Below are 20,661 nucleotides of genomic sequence, written 5' to 3' on the forward strand. Positions count from 1 at the left end.
GCGGCCCGGCGGGGCCCGCGGCGGCGGTGGCCCGCTCGTCCAGGTGGGCGGTGACGACGAGCGTGGCGCCCTCCACCCGGTAGTCCAGCGGCACCCCCGCCGTGCGCACGGTGGCCGCCATGGCGGCGTCCAGCGACCGGGTCACGACGTACACGCTGCGGTAGCCCATGCCCGCCGCCGTCGCCAGCAGCCGCCGCAGCAGGTCCGTGCCGAGGCCGCGGCGCTGCCAGGCGTCCTCCACCAGCAGCGCCGCCTCCGCCTCGTCGTCGTCCCACAGCAGGTGGCCGAGTGCCACCAGCCGGCCGCCGGCCGTCTGCACCGCCAGCGTCCGGCCGAAGTGCGGGCTGAGCAGGTGCCGCAGATAGCCGTCGGCCTCGCCGGGCGGGCCCTGGTAGCGCATGGCCAGCGTCCGCCGGGAGCAGCGCCGGTGCATCGCCAGCGCGGCCTCAAGGTCGGCCGGACCCGCCTCGCGGACCGTGAGGGGGCTGCCGCCCCGCGGCGCCGTCGCGTCGCGGCGGCGCGGCGGGCGCGCGGTGGCGCGGCTGGCCGGGACCGGATGGGGCCGGGTGCCCGCCAGGGCCACGGCGGCGATCGGTGGGGGTACCGCCCACGCACGCGCAGCGTGCTGTGGGGGAGGACCCGGCGCGCCGGGCGCGCGCCGCGGGCCCTCCTCCTGCGGTGCGGTGTGATCGGCCATGAACTCCAGCTTTCCGGACGGGTGTTGCGTGATCAAGAATGAGCTGTGACCGGATGGTAAAGGGTGAATCGGACCTATGGGGTTAGTTTTCAGCCGACGGCCGTCAGTCGGCGCAGCACCCGGCCGCAGCGTCGTGCGTACACACGCTGGAAGACGCCCAGAAGCGGCCCCGCGGTTGCCACCCAGCGGGCGGCGGGGCGGCTGTAGGCGGTGACGGTCAGCCACACGGCGCCGTCGTCCGCCTGTTCCACGACGAACGCCTCCTCACCCGTCTCCGGGTGCCCCGCCAGCGTGCCGTACCCGAAGCCGCCGCGCCGCTCGCCCTGCTCCGCCCACACCACGCGGCACGGCGCGAGGACGCGCAGCGGGCGCCGGCCCGGGCCGACGACGAGCCGTACCCCGGGCGCGGCGCGCGGCCCGTCCGCGTCGACGGTGACCCCCACCGCGCGGTGAATCCGGAACGTCAGCACCGCCTCCGTCGCCGCGCGGTACGCCGACCCGGGGCGCGGGTTACTGCCCGACGAGCCCCGGCCGCAGCACCTTCGTGAACAGCACCGCGCCGCCCTCCTCGCGCAGCCGCACCGTCAGCTCACGGCTGCCGCCGTCGATGTGCACCTCGCCGTAGAACTGGAAGCCCTGGCTCGGCGCCACGTTGCCCGTCTCCGGCGCCTTCAGGAACACCCGGTCCGGCCCGAACGTGCCGTCCAGCGCGCTGCCCGGGAACGCGCCCGCGTGCAGCGGCCCGGTGACGAACTCCCAGAACGGGGCGAAGTCCGTGAACGCCGCCCGCGCCGGGTCGTAGTGCTGCGCGGAGGTGTGGTGCACGTCCGCGGTCAGCCACACCGTGCCCGTGATCCGCCGGTGCTTGATGTGCCGCAGCAGTTCGGCGACCTGCAGCTCCCGCCCCAGCGGCGCACCCGGGTCGCCCTGCGCGACCGCCTCGAACGCCGTCGTGCCGTCCGGCACGACCAGGCCCAGCGGCATGTCGGAGGCGATGACCTTCCACTCCGCGCGCGAGCGCTGCAACTCCCGCTTCAGCCAGGCCAGCTGCTCGCGCCCGAGGATGCCGTGGACGTCGTCCGGGGCGAGCCCGTCGGAGTTGGCGTTGCGGTACGTGCGCATGTCCAGTACGAAGACGTCGAGCAGCGGACCGTACGGGATCCTGCGGTACAGTCGGCCGGCGCCGTCCGGGCGCAGCACCGGCACCGGGAAGTACTCGGCGAACGCGCGCCGGGCGCGGGCCGCGAGCACGTCGGCGCGCCGCTCGGTGTAGCGCTCGTCGGTGAGGATCTCGCCCGGGTACCAGTTGTTGACCACCTCGTGGTCGTCCCACTGCGCGACGATCGGCACCTGCGCGTTGAAGCGGCGGAGGTTCCCGTCGAGCAGGTTGTAGCGGAAGTTGCCGCGGTACTCGGCGAGCGTCTCGGCGACCTTCGACTTCTCCTCGGTGACGAGATTGCGCCACACCGTGCCGTCGGGCAGCGGCACTTCGGCGGCCAGCGGGCCGTCGGCGTACACGGTGTCGCCGCTGTGCAGGAAGAAGTCCGGATCGAGCCGCCGCATCTCGGAGTACACGCGGTAGCCGCCGCGGTCGGGGTTGATGCCCCAGCCCTGCCCGGCGACGTCGCCGGACCAGACGAAGCGCACGTCGTGGCGGCGGCCCGGGGCCGTGCGGAACGTTCCCCGGACCGGCTCGCCGCAGCGGCGCGGGTCGTCGGCGTCCTCCAGCACCACCCGGTAGTGCACCTGCTCCCCGTGCGGCAGCCCGTGCAGCCGCACGGTGCCCGTGTAGTCGGTACGCGGGCCGAGCAGCGGGCCGCGGCGGCGGTGCACCCTGCGGAACGACTCCGTGGCGGAGGTCTCCACGACCATCCGCGCCGGCCGGTCGGCGCGTACCCACACGGTGCCGCCCGCCGCCGTCACGTCGCCCACCTGTACGCCCCACGCGGCCTCGGGCCGGCCCGCGAGCGCCTGCGCCGGGGCGCCGCCGGCCAGCGTCAGCGCCGCCAGCGCGGCGGGCGCGGCGAGGCCGCCGCGCAGCACCGACCGGCGCGCGGGGCCGCCGTTCGCTCTGTCTCCCGTGTTCACCTGGTCTCCCGTCGACGTGCGGATCGTCGTGCGCCGTCAGACCTACCGGCGTGTGTTGCCCGTGACACGAACGACAAGTGAACAACTGCCCCCGCGGCGCGGGAAGTGCGACGCGCGGGGCCGCCGTTCCCCCGCCCCGGCGGGCCTGTGGTATGAGGCGGGTCCGACTGGACAGGGAGGCGTCCCGTCAGGTGGTATGAGGAGGTGGCATACAGCACCGACCTTGACGTCTTCGAGGAGCACCGCTCCGTCCTCATGGGTGTGGCCTACCGCATGCTCGGCGCGTTCGCCGACGCCGAGGACGTCGTGCAGGACACCTGGCTGCGCTGGTCGACCGCGGACCGCGAACAGGTCCGCGACGCGCGCGGCTATCTCGTGCGCATCGCCACCAGGCTGTCCCTCGACCGGCTGCGCCAGGCGCAGGCGCGGCGGGAGGCGTACGTCGGGTCCTGGCTGCCGGAGCCGGTGGCCACCGACGTCCGCGGCGACGAGCTGTCGGACGGCTCGGAACGGGCGCTGCTCGCCGAGTCGGTGACGCTGGCCATGCTCGTGGTGATGGAGTCGCTGTCGCCGCTGGAGCGGGCCGTCTTCGTGCTCCGGGAGGCCTTCGGCTTCCCGTACGCGGAGATCGGCGCGACCCTCGACCGCTCCGAGGAGGCCGTGCGCCAGCTCGCCGGCCGCGCCCGGCGGCACGTCACCGAGCGCAAGCCGCGCTACGACGTGGACGTCGCCGCGCAGCGCACCATCACCGAGCGGTTCCTCGAAGCCGCCGCCGGCGGCGACCTGGAGGGGCTGATGGCGGTGCTCGCGCCGGACGTCGACGTGGTCTCGGACGCCGGCGGCAAGGCGAAGGCGCCGCGGCGCGTCATCACGGGCGCGGACAAGACGGCCCGGTTCCTCCTCGGCGGCACGCGCGACCTCGGCGACCTGGTGGAGCCGCGCTTCGTGCTCCGGGAGATCAACGGCCGGCCCGGGCTGGTGCTGCTGTCGAAGGGCGAGCCGGACTCCGTGATGGGGCTGGAGGTCCGGGCGGGCAGAATCGCCCGGGTCTACGTCATGCGCAACCCGGAGAAGCTCGGCGCCGTGACCCCGTAGCGGCAGCCCCCGCGGCAGCCGCTTCCGCGGACGTCCCGGACGCCGCGGACCGCGCGGCGGTCAGAGCCCGCCGGAGACCCGCAGCACCGCTCCGGTGGTGTACGACGCCTCCTCGGACAGCAGCCACGCCACCGCGCCCGCGATCTCCTCGGGCTCCCCGGGCCGGCGCATCGGCACCCGCTCCGGGGTGCGCCACGGCCGCTCGGGGTCGCCCATCGCCGCGTGCATGTCGGTGACGGTCATGCCGGGCTGGACGGAGTTCACCCGGACGCCCTCGGGCCCCACCTCCTTGGCCAGACCGATGGTCATGGCGTCGACGGCCGCCTTGCTCGCCGCGTAGTGCACGTACTCGCCGGGGCTGCCGAGCGTGGCGGCGCCGGAGGAGATCGTGACGATCGCGCCGCCGCCGCCCCCGTGCCGCGTGGACATCTCGCGCACCGCGCGCCGGGTGCAGATGAACGTGCCCATCACGTTCACGTCCAGCACCCGGCGCATCACGTCGAGGGACGTCTCGTCGAACCGGCCGAGCGGACCCGTCACCCCGGCGTTGTTCACCAGCGCGGTGACCGGGCCGAGGCGCTCACGGGCGGTGTCGAACAGGGCGTCGACCTGTCCGGCGTCGCTGACGTCGGCCCGTACCGCCACGCACGCCGCCCCCTCGGCCCGCGCCTCGGCCGCCACCCCCTCCGCGGCGGCCTCCGCCCGCTCGTACGCGAGCGCGACGGCGTGACCGGCCCGGGCCAGCCGCCGCACGATCGCCGCGCCGATACCGCGGCTGCCCCCCGTGACCACCGTGACCTGGTCCATTGCTGCCTTTCCGCCGTTGTTCGCCCGCCGGACGGGACCGTACCGCAGGGGCATTGGTCTTGACCAAGTCCGGGTGGCGTCCTACTGTCAGCGAGAGATACTGCAACAACCTTTCATAAACAACCGCGCAAAAAGGCGGCCAGGCCGACGGGGATTGCGAGGATCAGGTGGGGACCACGCAGCCGGACACCGTGACCGAGCTGAAGTACTGGCATCTCAAGGGTGTGATCAGCGAGGCGCTGGAGTCGGAGTTCTCGGTGGGGGAGATCCTGCCCAACGAGCGTGAGCTGGCGGCCCGGTTCGGCGTCGCCCGCGCGACCCTCCGGCAGGCGCTCGACCAGCTGGAGCTGGAGGGGCGGCTGCAGCGCAGGCGCGGCGTCGGGACGACGGTCGCGCCGCCGCGCGTGGGTGTCCCGGTGGGCTCCCCGCGGCAGATGTGGCCGGGCGAGGACGACGACGGCTGGGAGGCCGTCGACGCGGTCGTGGCCGCGCCGCCCGCGGCCGTCGCGCGCATGCTCGGCACCGACGCCGCGGAGCCGGTGCACCGGGTGCACCGCTCCCGCAGCCGCAACGGGCAGCCGGTCGCCGCCGAGCTGATCTACGTGCCCGGCGTCTCCGCGCCCGGCTTCAGCCGTGGCGACGCCGCCACCGGCGCCGTCCGCGCCCGCGCCGTGCTGCACGAGCTGTACCGGCTGCCGCTGGAGGGCCAGGACCGCACCGTCGAGCTGGGCTCGGCGCGTGCGGAGGACGCCCGCGAGCTGGACCGGCTGCCGGGCGCCCCGGTGCTGGTGGTCACCACCCGCTACGTCTCCGGAGGGCGGACCGCCGCCGTCGCGGTCTCGACGTACCGCGCCGACACCTGCCGGCTCACCCTCGACGCGGACACGGCGGTGCTGGCGAGCTGAGCCGGCCGGGCCGGGGCGCGTCCACCGCGCCCCGCCCGCGGATCCGCCCCTCGCGCACCCCGGCCGCTCACCGCCGCGCCGTGATCGTGCTCTCCACGGCGAACAGCTCCTCGTCGAGGTGGTCCAGCGCCAGCCGCAGCGCCCCCGTGGCCACGGCCGCCTCGCCCAGCAGCGACAGCACGACCTCCGGCGGCCGCAGGCAGTAGCGGGCCAGCTCGGTGTGGAGCGGCTCCAGCACGTCGTCCACGCCCGCCGCCCAGCCGCCGATCACCACCAGCTCCGGGTCCAGCGCCAGCACCAGCGCGGCGACGTCGTGCACCAGCCGCTGCATGAACCGGTCCACGGCCCGGCGCGCCCGCCGGTCGCCGCCCTGCGCCAGCGAGAAGACCTCGGCCACCGCCGGCTCGTCCAGCGGATGCAGCGGCTCGCCGGTGACGCTCAGCAGCTTCTCGGGCGTCGCCTCCCGGCCCAGCAGGTGCAGCGCGCCGATCTCCCCCGCCGCGCCGCCGAAGCCGCGGTGCAGCCGCCCGCCGATCAGCGACCCGGCGCCCGGGCTCAGGCCGGCGCGGACGAAGACCACGTCCTGCGAGTGCCGGGCGGCGCCCTTCCAGTGCTCGGCGACGGCGGCGGTGTTCGCGTCGTTCTCCACCAGCACCGGACAGCGGAACGAACGGCTCAGCCGCTCCGCCAGGTTCAGGCCCGTCCAGCCGGGCAGCGCCGTGCTCAGCCGCACCGTGCCGTCCGCCTCCACGACGCCGGGGCTGCCGACGCCCACCGCGCGCAGCGTGCTGCGCGCGACGCCGGTCCGGCGCAGCACCTCCTGCACCACGGTCCGGACGGCCGCCAACCGGTCGTCGGCCTCCGCGGCCTCGTCCACTGTGCGGGACGCCGAGCCGCGCAGCCGGCCGTCGAGGTCGGCGAGCAGGACGGAGACCCGGTGCGGACCGATCTCGATACCCAGCAGGTGGCCCGACTCGGCGTGGAAGCGGAACTTGCGTGCGGGCCGCCCCTGGCGCCGCGCCGTGCCCTCCTCGGCCGCGGCCTCCACCACCAGCCCGCTGCCGGCCAGGCCCTCCAGCACGCCGTCCAGGGTGGGCCGGGACAGCCCGGTGGTGTGCACCAGCTCGGTCAGCGTCGCCGCACCCGCGTCGCGCAGTGCGCGCAGGACGACGGCGGAGTTGATCCGCCGCAGCAGGGACGGGTCCCCGCCGGTGAGCTGCGCCAACGTCAGCCTCCCTGGCCGTTCCTCCGGATAGCGGATCGTATCCGCTATCCGGCCCCGCCGGGAGCGACGAACCCCGACTCGTACGCGGTGATCACCGCCTGGGTCCGGTCCCGGGCCCCCAGCTTCGACAGCAGCGCGCTGACGTGCGACTTGACGGTCTCGGTGCCGAGCACCAGCTCCGCGGCGATCTCCGCGTTCGTCAGCCCGCGGGCGATCAGCCGCAGCACCTCGCCCTCCCGGTCGGTCAGCCGCGCCGCCGCCAGCGCGGCCCGTGCCTCCTCGTTGGCGTGCCCGGCGGCCAGCGACCGCAGCGCGGCCGGGAACAGCAGCGACTCGCCCTCGGCGACCAGCCGCACCGCGTGCACGATCTCGGCCGGCCGGGCGCGCTTGAGCAGGAAGCCGTCGGCGCCGGCCCGCAGCGCCCCGTACACGTACCGGTCCTCCTCGAAGGTGGTCACGACGAGGATCTTCGGCGGCGGGGCGAAGGCGCGGAGTACCGCGCGGGTGGCTTCGATGCCGTCCATCAGCGGCATCCGTACGTCCATCGCGACGACGTCCGGCGCCAGCCGCCGCACCAGCGGGATCACCGCGGCGCCGTCGGCCGCCTCGCCGACGACCTCGATGTCCGGCTGCGCCGCCAGAATCGCCCGGAGGCCGGCGCGGACCAGGGCGTCGTCGTCGACGAGGAGGACGGAGACGGGCACGCCGTCACTGTATCGGCAGCGTGACCCGCACTCTCCACTCGCCGTCGCACGGCCCCGCGAGGGCCTCGCCGCCGAGCTGCGCGGCGCGCTGGCGGATGCCGCGCAGCCCGCTGCCGCCGGGCCCGGAGTCCGGCGCCACCGCCTCGGCGCTCGTGCGCCGCGCCGCCGCCTGCGCGGGCAGTTTGTTGCGCACCTGCAGCTCCAGCCCGGAGGCCGAGGCCGCGATGCGGACCGTGACCGGCACCGGACCCGCGTGCCGCAGCACGTTCGTCAGGCACTCCTGCACGATGCGGTAGCCCTCCCGCGACACCGGCCCCGGCACCCTCTCCAGCGGCCCCTCGATCTCCGCGCTGATCGCCGCGCCGGCGCCGCGCGCGGAGGCCACCAGCCGCTCCGCCTCGGCCAGCCCCGGTCGCCGGGACGGCGGCGCGGCGTCCTGCCGCAGCAGCCGCAGCACCCGCTCCAGGTCCTCCAGCGCCTCCCGGCCGGTGTCCTCGATCGCGGCCAGCGCCCGCTCGGTGAACTCCGGCGACCCCGCCGCCCGGGCGGCCCCCGCCTGCACCACGGCGACGGTCAGCGCGTGCCCGATCGTGTCGTGCAGCTCGCGGGCGAGCCGGTTGTGCTCCAGCAGCCGTTCGGTGCGCTCCTCCAGCGCGGCCAGCCGCTCGGCGGCCGACGGGCCGAGCAGCCGGGGCGCCAGCGCCGCGATCAGCGAGCCGGAGGCCCGGACGACCGTCAGTACGGCCGCCACCGCGACCGGGACGAGCAGCGGGTACCACCCGTGCCACTCGCCCGGGAGCGGCATGACCTCCGAGTCGAACTGCCGCCACTGGGACGCGGAGGCCAGCGCCACGGTGAGGAAGATCCCCTGAAAGACGAGCATGGCGGCCAGGAACCCCAGCCACATCCGCAGCACCAGCCAGACGAAGACCCGGCCGCGGTCGACCCACGAGCCGGCCGGCGTGTCCGCGAGCCCCGGTTCCCGCTGCCCGTCCCGGGCGTGCGGCCCCGGGAACAGCAGCAGCCGGGCCTGCATTGTCTCCAGCACCCGGGTGGCCGGGACGATGGCGGCCACGGCGAGCAGCGGCACCGGGGCGAGGACGAGGAAGCCGTAGCCGAGCACGGGCGGCAGGTCGTCCGGCCCCAGGACGAACGCACCCAGCATGGCCAACGCCGCGGCGATCAACAGGTGCAGCCACCGCGTGTACGTCGCCGCCTGCAGCACCGGCCGCAGCCCGCGGGGCAGGGACGTCAGGACCGGGGGGCCGCCCCGGGAAGCGTGTGGCACGCCGTCCATCGTGCCAGCGCCCTCCGGCGGGCGGCTCCCCCGCGCGGGGGAGGGCGAACCCGCGCGCGGGGGAGGCCCGGCACCGCCCCGACCGGCAGCGTTGTCCGCATGACAGCAGCAACAGCGATCGAGGTCCGCGACCTGACCAAGGTCTACGGGGACGTCCGGGCGGTCGACGCCCTGACCTTCACCATCCGGCCGGGCCGCGTCACCGGCTTCCTCGGCCCCAACGGCGCCGGCAAGTCCACCACCATGCGCCTCGTCCTCGGCCTGGACCGGGCCACCTCCGGCACCGCCACCGTCGGCGGCCGGCCGTACCCGGAGCTGACCGAGCCGCTCCGGCACGTCGGCGCCCTGCTCGACGCGCAGGCCGCCCACGGCTCCCGCACCGGTCGCGCCCACCTGCGCGCCCTGGCCGCGAGCAACGGGCTGCCGGACGCCCGCGTCACCGAGGTGCTGCGGCTGGCCGGGATCGAGTCCGCCGCGGGCCGGCGGGTACGGACGTACTCGCTCGGCATGCGCCAGCGCCTCGGCATCGCCGCCGCGCTGCTCGGCGACCCGCCGGTGCTGCTGCTGGACGAACCGTCGAACGGGCTCGACCCCGAGGGCATCGTGTGGATTCGCGGGCTGCTGCGCCGGCTGGCCGGCGAGGGCCGCACCGTGCTCGTCTCCAGCCATCTGATGGCCGAGACCGCCGCGTTCGCCGACCACCTCGTGGTGCTCGGCCGCGGCCGGCTGCTCGCCGACTCCCCGCTGGCGGAGTTCGTCGGGGGCAGGGCCGACCTGGAGGAGGCGTACCTCCGGCTGACCGCCTCCGCGGCGGAGTTCACCAGCGGGACCGAGGAGGCCTGAGACGATGACCGCCACCGCCGTACTCCGCGCCGAGTGGATCAAGATCACCACGCTGCGCGGCACCGTCTGGTCGCTGGCCTGCGTGTTCCTGGTCACCGCCGGCTTCGGGATCCTCGCCAGCACTGCCCAGGGCGGCGCCGAGAACCTCGACGGCGACTTCGACCCGCTGTTCTCCGTCCTCACGGGAGTCGGCCCCGGCCAGATCGCCGCGATCGTCTTCGGCACGCTCGCGGTGTCGTCCGAGTACCAGAGCGGGCTGATCCGCGCCACGCTGGCCGCCGTGCCGCGGCGCGGACTCCTCTACGCCGCCAAGCTCGCCCACGTCGCCGGGCTCACGCTCGCCGTCGGGCTGCCGACGACCCTTCTGTCGTTCCTGGCCGGCGGCGCCGCGCTCGGCGACCGGGCGCTGGGGCTCGGCGACGACGGCGCGCTCCTCGGCGTCGTGGGCGGCGCCGGCTACCTCACGCTCATGGCGCTGCTCGCCGCCGGGCTCGCCGCCGTGCTGCGCAGCGGCGTCGCCGTCCTGGGCATCCTGATCCCGTTCGTGCTGGTCGTGTCCATGGTGCTCGGCGTCGGATCGTCGGCGGGCGTCGCCGACTACCTGCCGGACCGCGCCGGGCAGCAGGTGCTCTTCGCCGACCCGCCCACCGACGTCCCGCCACTGGCCGGACTGGGCGTCACCGCGCTCTGGGCCGGCGCGGCGGTGCTGGCCGGCTGGTGGACGCTGCGGCGGCGGGACGCCTGAGCGACCGGGTGCCGCGGGCCGGGCCGCCGTGCCGCCACGTGCCCGGGGCGGGCGTCACAGGATCGCCCCGGGCGCGTACCCCGCCGCCTCCGGATGCCGCTTGACGACCTCCTCGACCCGCGCCGCCACCGCCGCCACCTGGTCCTCCGCCGCGCCGGTGAACGACAGCCGGTCGGCCAGCAGCCCCTCCAGCCGGCCCCGGTCCAGCGGGATGCGGTCGTCGGCGGCGAGCCGGTCGAGGAGTTCGTTGCGCTCGGCGCCGCGCTCGCGCATCGCCAGCGCCGCGGCGACCGCGTGCTCCTTGACGGCCTCGTGCGCCTCCTCCCGGCCGACCCCGGCCCGTACCGCCGCCATCAGCACCTTCGTGGTGGCCAGGAACGGCAGGTAGCGGTCCAGCTCGCGGGCGATGACCGCCGGGAAGGCGCCGAACTCGTCCAGCACCGTCAGGAACGTCTCCAGCAGGCCGTCGAGCGCGAAGAACGCGTCCGGCAGCGCCACGCGGCGCACCACCGAGCAGGACACGTCGCCCTCGTTCCAGGTGTCGCCCGCCAGCTCGGCGGTCATCGAGGCGTACCCGCGCAGGACGACCGTCAGGCCGTTCACGCGCTCGCAGGAGCGGGTGTTCATCTTGTGCGGCATCGCGGACGAGCCGACCTGGCCCGCCTGGAACCCCTCGGTGACCAGCTCGTGCCCGGCCATCAGCCGGATCGTCTTCGCCAGCGACGAAGGCGCGGCGGCGACCTGCACCAGCGCCGCCACCACGTCGTAGTCCAGCGAGCGCGGGTAGACCTGGCCGACGGAGGTGAGGGCGCGGGCGAAGCCCAGGTGGCCGGCCACCCGGCGCTCCAGCTCCGCCAGCCTCGCGGCGCCCTCCCGGCCGCCGCCGAGCAGGTCGAGCATGTCCTGCGCGGTGCCGACCGGGCCCTTGATGCCGCGCAGCGGGTAGCGCGCGAGCAGGTCCTCGACGCGGCCGTACGCGGTCAGCAGCTCGTCCGCGGCGGTGGCGAACCGCTTGCCCAGCGTGGTGGCCTGCGCGGCGACGTTGTGCGAGCGGCCGGCCAGCACCAGCCCGGCGTGCTCGCCGGCCAGCCGGCCCAGCCGCGCCAGCACCGCGACCGTGCGGTCGCGCACCAGCTCCAGGGACTGCCGCACCTGCAGCTGCTCCACGTTCTCGGTCAGGTCCCGGGAGGTCATCCCCTTGTGGATCTGCTCGTGCCCGGCGAGCGCGTTGAACTCCTCGATACGGGCCTTCACATCGTGCCGCGTGACCTTCTCGCGCTCGGCGACGGAGGCGAGGTCCACGTCCTCCAGCACGCGCTCGTAGTCCTCGACCGCGCCGTCGGGCACCTCGACGCCCAGGTCCCGCTGGGCGCGCAGCACGGCGAGCCACAGCCGCCGCTCCAGGACGACCTTGTGCTCGGGGGACCAGAGGGCGGCCAGCTCCGCGGAGGCGTAGCGGGCGGCCAGGACGTTGGGGATGCGCGCCTTGTTCACGTGGGGAGATTCTACGGGCCGGCCGGGCGGGCGGCGTACGGGCCGGGTGACGGCGCCCCCGCGCCGGGGCGTGCGTCAGGCGTCGTACGGCAGCAGCTCCGGCCGCTTCGGCGCGCGCCCGTCGCCGGAGGAGCGGCCGGTGAGCCGGCGGTGCACCCACGGCAGCAGGTGCGTGCGGGCGAAGCGGAGGTCAGTCTTCCGGCGGGTGAACCACGGCGGCGGCGCCGGCGGCCGCGGCAGCGGGCCCGTCCAGTCGTACTCCGTGGTGCCCCCGAGCGTCTGCCACACGGCCTCGCTGACCCGGCGGTGCCCCTCGGGCGTCAGGTGCAGCCGGTCGTCGTCCCAGAGCCGCACGTCGCTGAGCACCTCGGCGCCGTACAGGTCCACGACCAGCGCGCCGTGCCGCGCGGCGAGGTCGTCGACGTGCGCGAACAGCTGCTCCATCCGCGGCCTGACCCGCTCCAGCACCGGGCCGTTGCGCCCCGGGCTGCGCATCAGCACCAGCTGCCGGCAGTTCGGCGCCAGCCGCTCCACCGCCTCTTCGAGTACCCCGCACACCCGGCCCATGTCGCAGCGCGGCCGGATCGCGTCGTTGAGGCCGCCGACGAAGGTGACGACGTCGGCGTCCATGGCGGCGGCGCGGTCGACCTGCTCGTCGAGGATCTGCCGGATGAGCTTGCCGCGGACGGCCAGGTTCGCGTACCGGAAGCCGGGCCGGGCCGCCGTGAAGCGGGCCGCGAGCAGGTCCGCCCAGCCGCGGTAGGTGCCGTCGGGCAGCAGGTCGGACATGCCCTCGGTGAAGGAGTCGCCGACCGCGACGAAACTGGTGTATGGGGCATTCACGTCCATGGCGCCGCCGATCCTACCCGCCGCCGCGAGCGCCCCTGCCCGCGGCCGGGCCGCTCGTCACGACTCCCGGCCGACCAGCTCGCGGAGCACGTCCTCCATGGTCACCAGGCCCGTGACCCGGTCCTGCGCGCCGGTCACCGCCGCCAGGTGGGTGCGGCTGCGGCGCATGGCGGTCAGCACGTCGTCCAGCGGCGCGCTCGCGCGCACCCGGGCGATGCGGCGCATGGCGGTGCGCGGGAAGGGCGTGTCCCGGTCGGCGGCGCCGAGGGCGTCCTTGACGTGCAGGTAGCCGAGGATCCGGCCACCGTCGTCGACCACCGGGAAGCGGGAGAAGCCGGACGCGGCCGCCAGCGCCTCCAGCGCCGCCGGGGTGACGCCGACGGTCGCGGTCACCACGTGCCCGGTGGGCACCACCACGTCGCCCACCGGCCGGCGGCCCAGCTCCAGCGCGTCGTGCAGCCGCTCGGCGGACCGGTCGTCGAGCAGCGCGGCCTCCGCGGAGTCCGCCACCATGCGGGACAGGTCGGCGCCGGAGAACGAGGCGGCGACCTCGTCGCGGGTCTGCACGCGCAGCAGCCGGAGCAGCGCGTTCGCGAAGGCGTTGACGGCGAAGACGACGGGGCGCAGCGCCCGGGTGAGCGCGACGAGCGGGGGGCCGAGGAGCAGCGCGGAGCGCACCGGGTCGGCCAGCGCCACGTTCTTCGGCACCATCTCGCCGAGCAGCATGTGCAGGTACGTGGCGACGGCCAGCGCGATCGCGAACGAGATCGGGTGCACCAGCCCGTGCGGCACTCCGACGGCGTCGAACAGCGGTTCCAGCAGGTGCGCGATGGCCGGCTCGGCGACGACGCCGAGGACCAGCGTGCACAGCGTGATGCCGAGCTGGGCCGACGCCATCAGCGTGGAGACGTGCTCCAGGCCCCACAGCACGCGGCGCGCCCGGCGGTCGCCACCCTGGGCGTACGGCTCGATCTGGCTGCGCCGCACCGAGATGAGCGCGAACTCCGCGCCCACGAAGAAGGCGTTGAGCACCAGCGTCAGCAGGCCGACGAGCAGCTGCACCGCGGTCATGCGGGCTCAGTCCCCCGCGCCGCCGCCCCGCCCCGGCCGCCGCCGTCGCCGGTGTCGTCACCGCCGCCGGGGTCGGCGCCCGGCGGCGGGGCGTGCAGCAGGACGCGCGCCGCGCGGCGCCCGGTCGCGTCCACCACGTCCAGGCGCCAGCCGCCGACGTCCAGCGTGTCCCCGTCGACGGGAATCCGGCCCAGCTCGGTGGCGACCAGCCCGGCCAGGGTCTCGTACGGGCCCTCGGGCACCCGCAGGCCGATCTCCGCCAGCTGGTCGGGGCGCACGCCGCCGTCGGCGTCGAAGAGCATCCGCCCGTCCGGGTCCGCGCCGCTGCGCAGCAGGCCGGGCGTCTCCAGCGGGTCGTGCTCGTCCCGCACCTGGCCGATGACCTCCTCCACGACGTCCTCCATGGTGACCACGCCGGCGGTGCCGCCGTACTCGTCGATCACGACCGCCATGGAGCGTTTGTCCGTGAGCCGGTCCATCAGCTGGTCGACGGGCAGCGTCTCGGGCACCAGCACCGGGTCCCGCAGCAGCCGGGTCAGCGGGTGGCGGACGCGGCGGTCGGCGGGGATGCCGAGGACGTCCTTGACGTGCACGTAGCCGAGGACGCCGTCCAGGTTGCCGCGGAAGACGGGGAAGCGGGACAGGCCGGTGGTACGGGAGGTGTCGACGACGTCCCCGGCGGTGGCGTCCTCGTCCAGCGCGACGACCTGCATCCGCGGCGTCATGACGTTCTCCGCGGTGAGGTCCGCGAGCCCCAGGGTGCGGACGAACAGCTCGGCGGTGTCGGCCTCCAGCGAGCCCTTCTTCGCCGAGTGCCGGGCGAGCGCGGCCAGTTCCTGCGGGCTGCGCGCGGAGGCCAGCTCCTCGGCCGGCTCCAGGCCCATCAGCCGCAGCACCCGGTTGGCGGTGTTGTTCAGATGGCGGATGAACGGGCGGAAGACGGCGCTGAACGTGCGCTGAAAGGCCGAGACGCGCCTGGCCACGGCCAGCGGCCGGGAGATGGCCCAGTTCTTCGGCACCAGCTCGCCGACGACCATCAGGACGACGGTCGACAGCGCCGTGCCCAGCACGAGGGCGACGCCGGAGACGGCCGAGCCGGGGACGGCCGCCGCTTCCAGCGGGCCGCGGAGCAAGGCGGCGATGGACGGCTCGGCGAGCATGCCGACGACCAGGTTGGTGACGGTGATGCCGAGCTGCGCGCCGGAGAGCTGGAACGTCAGGCTCCGTACGGCCTGCAGCGTCCCCGCCGCGCCGCGCTCGCCGCGGTCCACGGCCCGCTCCAGCTCGGCGCGCTCCACGGTCGTCAGCGAGAACTCGGCCGCCACGAACAGGCCGCAGGCCAGGCAGAGCGCCAGGGCCAGGGCCAGCAGCAGCACCTCGGTCATCGGGTCACCTCCGTCCCATGATCACGCAGCGGCGCGGCGGTCGCGCGGCGACCGCGGGTCGGCGGTCAGCCGGCCGCGAGCGGCTTGACCCAGCGGCTCCACTGCTCCTGGCGCCCGTAGCCGCCCGCCTGCCAGGCGTGGTGCGCCCGCTCGTTGCGGTCCAGCACCATCGCGTCCGCCCGCCGGCCGCCGAGGGCGGCGAACCGCCGCTCCGCCGCCGCCAGCAGCGCGGTGCCGATGCCGCGGCGCCGGTGCCCGGGGTGCACGGCGAGCCGGTACAGGTGGCAGCGCCAGCCGTCGAACCCGGCGATGACGGTGCCCGCCAGCTCGCCGTCGCGCTCGGCCAGCAGCAGCGCGCCGGGGTCGCGCGCCAGCAGCCCCGTGACGCCGGCCTCGTCGTCGCTGACGGACGTGCCTTCCGCCGCCTCTTTCCAGAACGCCAGCACCGCCGGCACGTCCCCGGGCTCCGCGGCCCGGATGTGGAGACTGTCCATGCCCGGCATCCCATCACCGGCCCGCCGCCCGCGTCGACCCGATTCCGCCGGCCCCGGGCGCGCCCGGGGCCGGCACGGTCACTCGTGCGCAATGGCCGCCAGCACGTTCAGCCGTGACGCCCGCAGCGCCGGCAGCAGGGCCGCCAGCAGGCCCACCAGCACGGACCCGATCACCACGGCGAGCTGCACCGTCCAGTCGATCGCGAAGGCGCGCATGCCCTCCAGCGCCAGCACCTCGTGCACACCCGCGCCCCAGGCCAGACCCAGCACCAGGCCGAGCAGCGCACCGAACACGGCGATCACGACGGACTCCAGCCGGATCATCCGCCGGGTCTGGCGTCTGGACAGCCCGATGGCCCGCAGCATGCCTATCTCCCGGGTCCGCTCCACCACCGACAGCGCCAGCGTGTTCACCACGCCCAGCACCGCGATGATGATCGCCAGCCCCAGCAGCGCGAAGACCAGGTAGAGCAGCACAACGATCTGGTCCCGTATCAGCTCCTTGAAGTCGGCCTGGTCGCGCACCTTCACCTGCGGGAAGCCCTCCAGCCCGCGCTCCAGCGACGTGCGCAGCCGGTCGACGTCGGTGCCGCCCCCGGCGTTGACGAACAGGGCCACCTCCTGGCCGCCGGGCAGGTGCTCCTCCAGGGTCTCCAGCCCCAGGAGGAAGCCTCCCGGGGGGCCGAACCCGCCGCTGGTCTCCTGATTGGTGAGCGCGCCGACGGTCAGCTCCGTCCGCTTGCCGTTGGGGAACTTCACGGGGAGCGTGCTGCCCATGCGTATGCCGTGGTCGCGGGCGAACTGGCGCTCCAGGCCGACGTGCCCGGGCGCGAGCGCGGCGGCCGTGCTCCCGGCCGCGTACTCCAGTCGGCTGACCTGGTCCAGCCCCTTGTCGAAGGCCCCGGCGCTGGTGCTCTCCTTCTCTCCGTCGGGCAGGCTCACCTCCAGCGGGGCGAACCGCTGGCGGACGACCAGGCCCACGCCGTCCGCGTCCTCCACCCGCTCGGTGACCTCGCGGGGGAACGGGCCGAAGTTGTCGCTCTGCACGATGAAGTCGGCGCCCAGCGTCCGGTCGATCTCCTCGTCGAAGGACTTCGTCATCGACGCGGCGGCCACCGACATGCCGCCGACGAGGGCCAGCCCCACCATCAGCGCCACGGCCGTCGCGCCGGTGCGCCGCGGGTTGCGCAGCGCGTTGCGCTGGCTGAGGGCGCCGACGGAGCCGAAGATCCGCGGGAACCAGCCCCCCAGCACCCGGATCACCGGCCGCACCAGCAGCGGCCCGGCCGCCACCACGGCGAGCATCGTCAGCACCACGCCGCCCACCAGGTACACGGCGGAGTCCCGGGTCCGCTCCGCCGTGGCGCAGAAGACGAACGACACCGCACCGACGACCCCGAGGACGGAGCCGAGCACCGCGCGCACCCGCATCGGGCGGCCGACCTCCGCGATCTCCAGGTCGGCGAGCGCCGCCATGGGGGAGACTCGCGCCGCGCGCCGGGCCGGCAGATACGCCGCGACGAACGTCACGCCCACGCCCACCGCGTACGCGACGAGCGGTGTGACCCAGCTCACCACCATTTCGGCCGCGTCCAGGTTCATGCCCAGCAGGCCCATCGTCTCGATGAGCCCGACGGCCAGGCCGATGCCGCTGAGCAGGCCGAGCGTGGAGCCGGCCAGGCCGAGCAGCAGCGCCTCGGTGAGCACCGAGCGGCGGACCTGCCGCCGGTCCGCGCCCAGCGCGCGCATCAGCCCCAGCTCCCGGGTGCGCTGGGCGATGAGCATCGAGAACGTGTTGACGATCAGGAAGATGCCGACCAGCACGGCGATCCCGGCGAAGCCGAGCATCACGTACTTGATGATGTCGAGGAACGTGCCCAGCTCCTCCGCCGCCGACTTCGCCTGCTCGTCGGCGGTCTGCACGGTGTACTCCCCGTCGAGCGCCCGCTTGACGCGCTGCTTCAGCTCGGCGTCCGACACCCCGGGCGCGGCGTCCACCGACACCGACGTGGCCAGCTCTGCGGACTCGGGCTCCGCGCCCCCGGGGGCCGGCTCCGCCGCATCCGGGTTCTCCAGCAGCTGCCGCTGCGCCGCCGCCGTCTCCAGGTAGACCACCGCCGCGCCCGGGTTGGTGGTGGTGAACTTCGCGATGCCGACGACCTCGACCTCGAACGTGCCCGGTTGCGCGAGGATGTTGAGGGTGTCGCCGATCTCGACGTCCTTGCGGTCGGCGGTGTCCTTGTCCAGCAGCGCCTCGCCGGCGCCGGCCGGCTCGCGGCCCTCCGACAGCACCACCGGGCTGCGGTCGCTCACGTACCAGTTGGAGGCGATCGTGGGCGGGCCGGTGGTGCGCCCGATCGGTTCGTTCTCCGCGTCGGTGATGGTGAGGTTCTCCACCTCGACGTCGAGGTGGACGGCCTGCACCCCCGGCACCTTCGCCACGTCCTCGCTGACCGAGGCGGGCAGCGTCGGCACCAGCCCGGAGCCGAATCCGCGGTTCTGCTCGAACGCCTCCTTCGGCGAGACCGCGACGTCGGAGGCCGTGGAGGCGAAGAGCCGGTCGAAGGTGCGGCTCACGGTGTCGGAGAAGATGAGGCTGCCGGAGACGAACGCCACCGACAGGAGCACGGCCAGCGCCGACAGCAGCAGCCGTCCCTTGTGCGCGAAGAAGCTGCGCAGAGTCGCCTTGAGCACGCCGCTTCAGCTCTTCCTGACGCCGTCGAAGCGCTTCATGCGCTCCAGCACCGCCTCGGCCGTCGGCCGGGGCATCTCGTCCACGATCCGGCCGTCGGCCAGGAAGAGCACGAGGTCGGAGTGGGCGGCGGCGGCCGGGTCGTGGGTGACCATCACCACCGTCTGCTCCAGCTGGTCCACCGCCTCCCGCAGGAAGTCGAGCACCTCCAGCCCGGAGCGCGAGTCGAGGTTGCCCGTGGGCTCGTCGGCGAAGATCAGCTCGGGCCGGGAGGCCAGCGCCCGTGCGCACGCCACCCGCTGCTGCTGGCCGCCGGAGAGCTGCGAGGGCCGGTGGTCGAGCCGGTCGCGCAGGCCGAGGGTGTCGACCACCCGGTCCAGCCAGGCGGGGTCGGGCTTGCGGCCCGCGATGTCCATGGGCAGCGTGATGTTCTCCAGGGCGTTCAGGGTGGGCAGCAGGTTGAACGACTGGAACATGAAGCCGATCCGGTCGCGGCGCAGCCGCGTCAGCTCCCGATCGCCCAGACCGGTGATCTCCGTGTCGCCCAGCCAGACGCGTCCGGAGGTCACCGTGTCGAGCCCGGCGAGGCAGTGCATCAGCGTCGACTTGCCGGAGCCGGAGGGGCCCATGACGGCCGTGAAGCGGGCGCGGTGGATCTCCACGTCCACCGCGTCCAGCGCGACGACCGCGGTCTCGCCGCTGCCGTAGGTCTTCGTCAGCCCGCCGGCGCGGGCCGCGACCCCGGCCGGCGGTCCCGCGTCGCGTCTGTCGAGTGCCGCCGGTGTGGACAATGCGGTTCCCCCATCGGACTGTGAGTCGGGCGGGCTCGTGCTGAGCGGCGGGCACGATCGATCGGACCCGCGCCGCCTGCCAGCGAGACTAGGCGGCCGCCGTACCCCGCGCATCCCTCCCGGGTGGCACCTGTGGACAACCCGCTACTCCCGCGGGAGGACCGCCTCCTCCCGTGCCCGGCGCAGCCGGGTCAGCTCCGGCGGGCAGTGCCCAGCACGTGGTACGAGGTCGGGGTGGGCGGCCCCTTCTCCGGCACCCGCAGCCGCCGGTGCGCGCCGAGGGTGAAGCCCGCCGCGGCCAGTTCGCCGAGCAGGTCGCGGCCGGAGTGGCAGCCGCCGAACAGCCGCGGCCACACCGTGCGGTCCGCCGCCCGCTGCACCGCCCGCAGCACCCGCCCGTCGGCCCGCCCGTGCTCCAGGAACCGCAGCTCTCCGCCGGGCCGCAGCACCCGGTGCAGCTCCTCAAGCGCCCGCGGCACGTCCGCCACCGAGCACAGCACCAGCGAGGCGACGGCGGCGTCGAACGACTCGCTCTTGACCGGCAGCGCCTCCGCCGTGCCCGGCACCACGTCCACCGGCACGTCCGCGCGCAGCGCCGCCGCCGCGCCGAGCTGCCGCAGGTGGCGCTCCGGCTCGATCGCGACCACCTCGGCGACCGCGGCCGGGTAGTGGGCGAAGTTCAGCCCGTTGCCCGCGCCGATCTCGATGACCCGGCCGGAGAGGCCGGCCAGCAGCTCCGTGCGCAGCTCGCCGACCCCGGCGCGCTCGTCGGCGGTGACGCTGAGGCGGGCGTAGAAGCGGGCGAAGTACGGGTGGTGCACGGCGTCCTTCGCGGCACGCGGTGGTGACGGCATACCGGCCTCCTGACGAACGGGGGTCACTTCGATTGTCCTCCCGCGGGGCGGTCCGGGGCCTGCCGGAGGCGAAAGTCGTCCGCTTCCCAGTGCCCGCCGAGCGCCGGCGCCAGCCACCCGGGCGCCGCCGCGCCGAACCGCTCGGGCCCGTACCCGCCGGCGCCCTCCGGCACGGCGCCCAGCAGCGGCACCCGCGCCGTGGCCGGCAGGTCCGCCAGGTTGCACCGCGCCGCCAGGTCCGGTGCCGCCGGCCAGCTGCCCACCACCACGCCCGGGCACGCCAGACCGCGGCAGCGCAGCGCCTCCGCGGTCAGCTCGGTGGCGTTCAGCGTGCCGAGCCCCGCCGCGGCCACCACCAGCACCGGGGCCGCCACCAGCCGCGCCACCTCCGCCAGCGTGCCGCCCGCGTCGTCCAGCCGCACCAGCAGCCCGCCCGCGCCCTCCACGAGCACCAGGTCGTACGCGTGTCCCAGCTACTCGACCGCGCCCGCCGCGTCCGCCGGCGTCAGCGGCGGGAGCCCCGAGCGGCGGGCGGCGGTCGCCGGGGCCAGCGGCTCGGGGAAGCGGGCCAGCTCCACGGCCCGTACCCCGGGCGCGAGGCGCGCCGCCTCGTCGGCGTCGCCCG

17 protein-coding genes and 3 pseudogenes are annotated in these 20,661 nt (G+C 75.3%); 4 read left to right on the forward strand and 16 right to left on the reverse strand.

Features of this window, described 5'->3' with window-relative positions:
- The 3 genes from ABD317_RS17525 to ABD317_RS17535 all read right to left on the reverse strand — a co-directional run.
- On the reverse strand, positions 1-583 hold a 583-nt coding region (locus ABD317_RS17525), incomplete at its 3' end, for a GNAT family N-acetyltransferase (protein WP_344290902.1).
- A 203-nt stretch (positions 584-786) separates the two neighbouring features.
- Entirely contained in the window at positions 787-1,167 is a 381-nt protein-coding gene (locus ABD317_RS17530; RefSeq protein WP_344290903.1) for a DUF1990 domain-containing protein, read from the reverse strand.
- Between the two features lie 40 nt (positions 1,168-1,207).
- Positions 1,208-2,740, reverse strand: a complete 1,533-nt coding sequence (locus tag ABD317_RS17535; RefSeq protein WP_344290918.1) for an alkaline phosphatase D family protein — start codon at positions 2,738-2,740, stop codon at positions 1,208-1,210.
- 249 nt (positions 2,741-2,989) lie between these two features.
- On the opposite strand from ABD317_RS17535, the gene sigJ reads away from it, so the two are divergent.
- Complete coding sequence (gene sigJ / locus ABD317_RS17540; RefSeq protein WP_027757592.1) at positions 2,990-3,880, forward strand: RNA polymerase sigma factor SigJ; 891 nt, start codon at positions 2,990-2,992, stop codon at positions 3,878-3,880.
- 60 nt (positions 3,881-3,940) lie between these two features.
- Here the strand turns inward: sigJ and ABD317_RS17545 are convergent, their stop codons facing one another.
- Positions 3,941-4,687: an SDR family oxidoreductase gene (locus tag ABD317_RS17545; protein WP_344290904.1), complete on the reverse strand. Its 747-nt coding sequence runs from the start codon at positions 4,685-4,687 to the stop codon at positions 3,941-3,943.
- Positions 4,688-4,854: 167 nt separating this feature from the next.
- Between ABD317_RS17545 and ABD317_RS17550 the strand changes: the two genes are divergently transcribed.
- Positions 4,855-5,592, forward strand: coding sequence for a GntR family transcriptional regulator (locus ABD317_RS17550; RefSeq protein ID WP_344290905.1), 738 nt, complete (start codon positions 4,855-4,857; stop codon positions 5,590-5,592).
- Positions 5,593-5,659: 67 nt separating this feature from the next.
- On the opposite strand, the gene ABD317_RS17555 is transcribed toward ABD317_RS17550, so the two are convergent.
- The 3 genes from ABD317_RS17555 to ABD317_RS17565 are packed head-to-tail and all read right to left on the reverse strand — an operon-like array spanning position 5,660 to position 8,818.
- Complete coding sequence (locus tag ABD317_RS17555; protein WP_027757595.1) at positions 5,660-6,817, reverse strand: ROK family protein; 1,158 nt, start codon at positions 6,815-6,817, stop codon at positions 5,660-5,662.
- 44 nt (positions 6,818-6,861) lie between these two features.
- A complete protein-coding gene (locus ABD317_RS17560; protein WP_344290906.1) occupies positions 6,862-7,521 on the reverse strand; it encodes a response regulator transcription factor in 660 nt (219 codons plus the stop codon).
- Positions 7,522-7,525: 4 nt separating this feature from the next.
- Positions 7,526-8,818, reverse strand: a complete 1,293-nt coding sequence (locus ABD317_RS17565) for a sensor histidine kinase (RefSeq protein ID WP_344290907.1) — start codon at positions 8,816-8,818, stop codon at positions 7,526-7,528.
- 99 nt (positions 8,819-8,917) lie between these two features.
- Between ABD317_RS17565 and ABD317_RS17570 the strand changes: the two are divergent.
- Positions 8,918-9,586 (forward strand): annotated as a pseudogene (locus ABD317_RS17570) (ABC transporter ATP-binding protein); the annotation flags it as partial.
- Between the two features lie 79 nt (positions 9,587-9,665).
- Complete coding sequence (locus ABD317_RS17575; RefSeq protein WP_344290910.1) at positions 9,666-10,406, forward strand: ABC transporter permease; 741 nt, start codon at positions 9,666-9,668, stop codon at positions 10,404-10,406.
- Positions 10,407-10,460: 54 nt separating this feature from the next.
- Here the strand turns inward: ABD317_RS17575 and purB are convergent, their stop codons facing one another.
- The 9 genes and pseudogenes from purB to bioD form a co-directional block, all read right to left on the reverse strand.
- Complete coding sequence (gene purB / locus ABD317_RS17580; RefSeq protein ID WP_344290911.1) at positions 10,461-11,900, reverse strand: adenylosuccinate lyase; 1,440 nt, start codon at positions 11,898-11,900, stop codon at positions 10,461-10,463.
- 75 nt (positions 11,901-11,975) lie between these two features.
- Complete coding sequence (locus ABD317_RS17585; protein WP_344290912.1) at positions 11,976-12,749, reverse strand: SGNH/GDSL hydrolase family protein; 774 nt, start codon at positions 12,747-12,749, stop codon at positions 11,976-11,978.
- A 57-nt stretch (positions 12,750-12,806) separates the two neighbouring features.
- On the reverse strand, positions 12,807-13,820 hold the full coding sequence (locus ABD317_RS17590) for a hemolysin family protein (protein WP_344290913.1): 1,014 nt from the start codon (positions 13,818-13,820) through the stop codon (positions 12,807-12,809).
- A complete protein-coding gene (locus tag ABD317_RS17595) occupies positions 13,817-15,205 on the reverse strand; it encodes a hemolysin family protein (RefSeq protein ID WP_344290914.1) in 1,389 nt (462 codons plus the stop codon). The genes ABD317_RS17590 and ABD317_RS17595 overlap by 4 nt, the downstream gene beginning before the upstream one ends.
- 65 nt (positions 15,206-15,270) lie before the next feature.
- Positions 15,271-15,723 (reverse strand): annotated as a pseudogene (locus tag ABD317_RS17600) (GNAT family N-acetyltransferase); the annotation flags it as partial.
- 54 nt (positions 15,724-15,777) lie between these two features.
- Complete coding sequence (locus ABD317_RS17605) at positions 15,778-18,393, reverse strand: ABC transporter permease (RefSeq protein WP_344290915.1); 2,616 nt, start codon at positions 18,391-18,393, stop codon at positions 15,778-15,780.
- A gap of 6 nt (positions 18,394-18,399) precedes the next feature.
- The gene (locus ABD317_RS17610; protein WP_344290916.1) at positions 18,400-19,182 is read right to left on the reverse strand and encodes an ABC transporter ATP-binding protein; all 783 of its coding nucleotides are present in this window, start codon (positions 19,180-19,182) and stop codon (positions 18,400-18,402) included.
- Positions 19,183-19,373: 191 nt separating this feature from the next.
- Positions 19,374-20,036 carry a class I SAM-dependent methyltransferase gene (locus ABD317_RS17615; RefSeq protein WP_344290917.1) on the reverse strand — a complete coding sequence of 221 codons (663 nt, stop codon included), beginning with the start codon at positions 20,034-20,036 and terminating at the stop codon, positions 19,374-19,376.
- Between the two features lie 23 nt (positions 20,037-20,059).
- Positions 20,060-20,661: pseudogene (bioD, locus tag ABD317_RS17620) on the reverse strand (ATP-dependent dethiobiotin synthetase BioD); the annotation flags it as partial.

The organism is Streptomyces synnematoformans, assembly GCF_039531005.1.
GTDB lineage: Bacteria > Actinomycetota > Actinomycetes > Streptomycetales > Streptomycetaceae > Streptomyces > Streptomyces synnematoformans.

Excerpts from the sequence above, each read along its gene's own strand:
- ABD317_RS17545 (WP_344290904.1), bottom strand. The coding sequence starts at position 4,687 with ATGGACCAGGTCACGGTGGTCACGGGGGGCAGCCGCGGTATCGGCGCG.
- ABD317_RS17565 (WP_344290907.1), bottom strand. The coding sequence starts at position 8,818 with ATGGACGGCGTGCCACACGCTTCCCGGGGCGGCCCCCCGGTCCTGACG.
- ABD317_RS17575 (WP_344290910.1), top strand. The coding sequence starts at position 9,666 with ATGACCGCCACCGCCGTACTCCGCGCCGAGTGGATCAAGATCACCACG.
- ABD317_RS17585 (WP_344290912.1), bottom strand. The coding sequence starts at position 12,749 with ATGGACGTGAATGCCCCATACACCAGTTTCGTCGCGGTCGGCGACTCC.
- ABD317_RS17590 (WP_344290913.1), bottom strand. The coding sequence starts at position 13,820 with ATGACCGCGGTGCAGCTGCTCGTCGGCCTGCTGACGCTGGTGCTCAAC.
- ABD317_RS17595 (WP_344290914.1), bottom strand. The coding sequence starts at position 15,205 with ATGACCGAGGTGCTGCTGCTGGCCCTGGCCCTGGCGCTCTGCCTGGCC.
- ABD317_RS17615 (WP_344290917.1), bottom strand. The coding sequence starts at position 20,036 with ATGCCGTCACCACCGCGTGCCGCGAAGGACGCCGTGCACCACCCGTAC.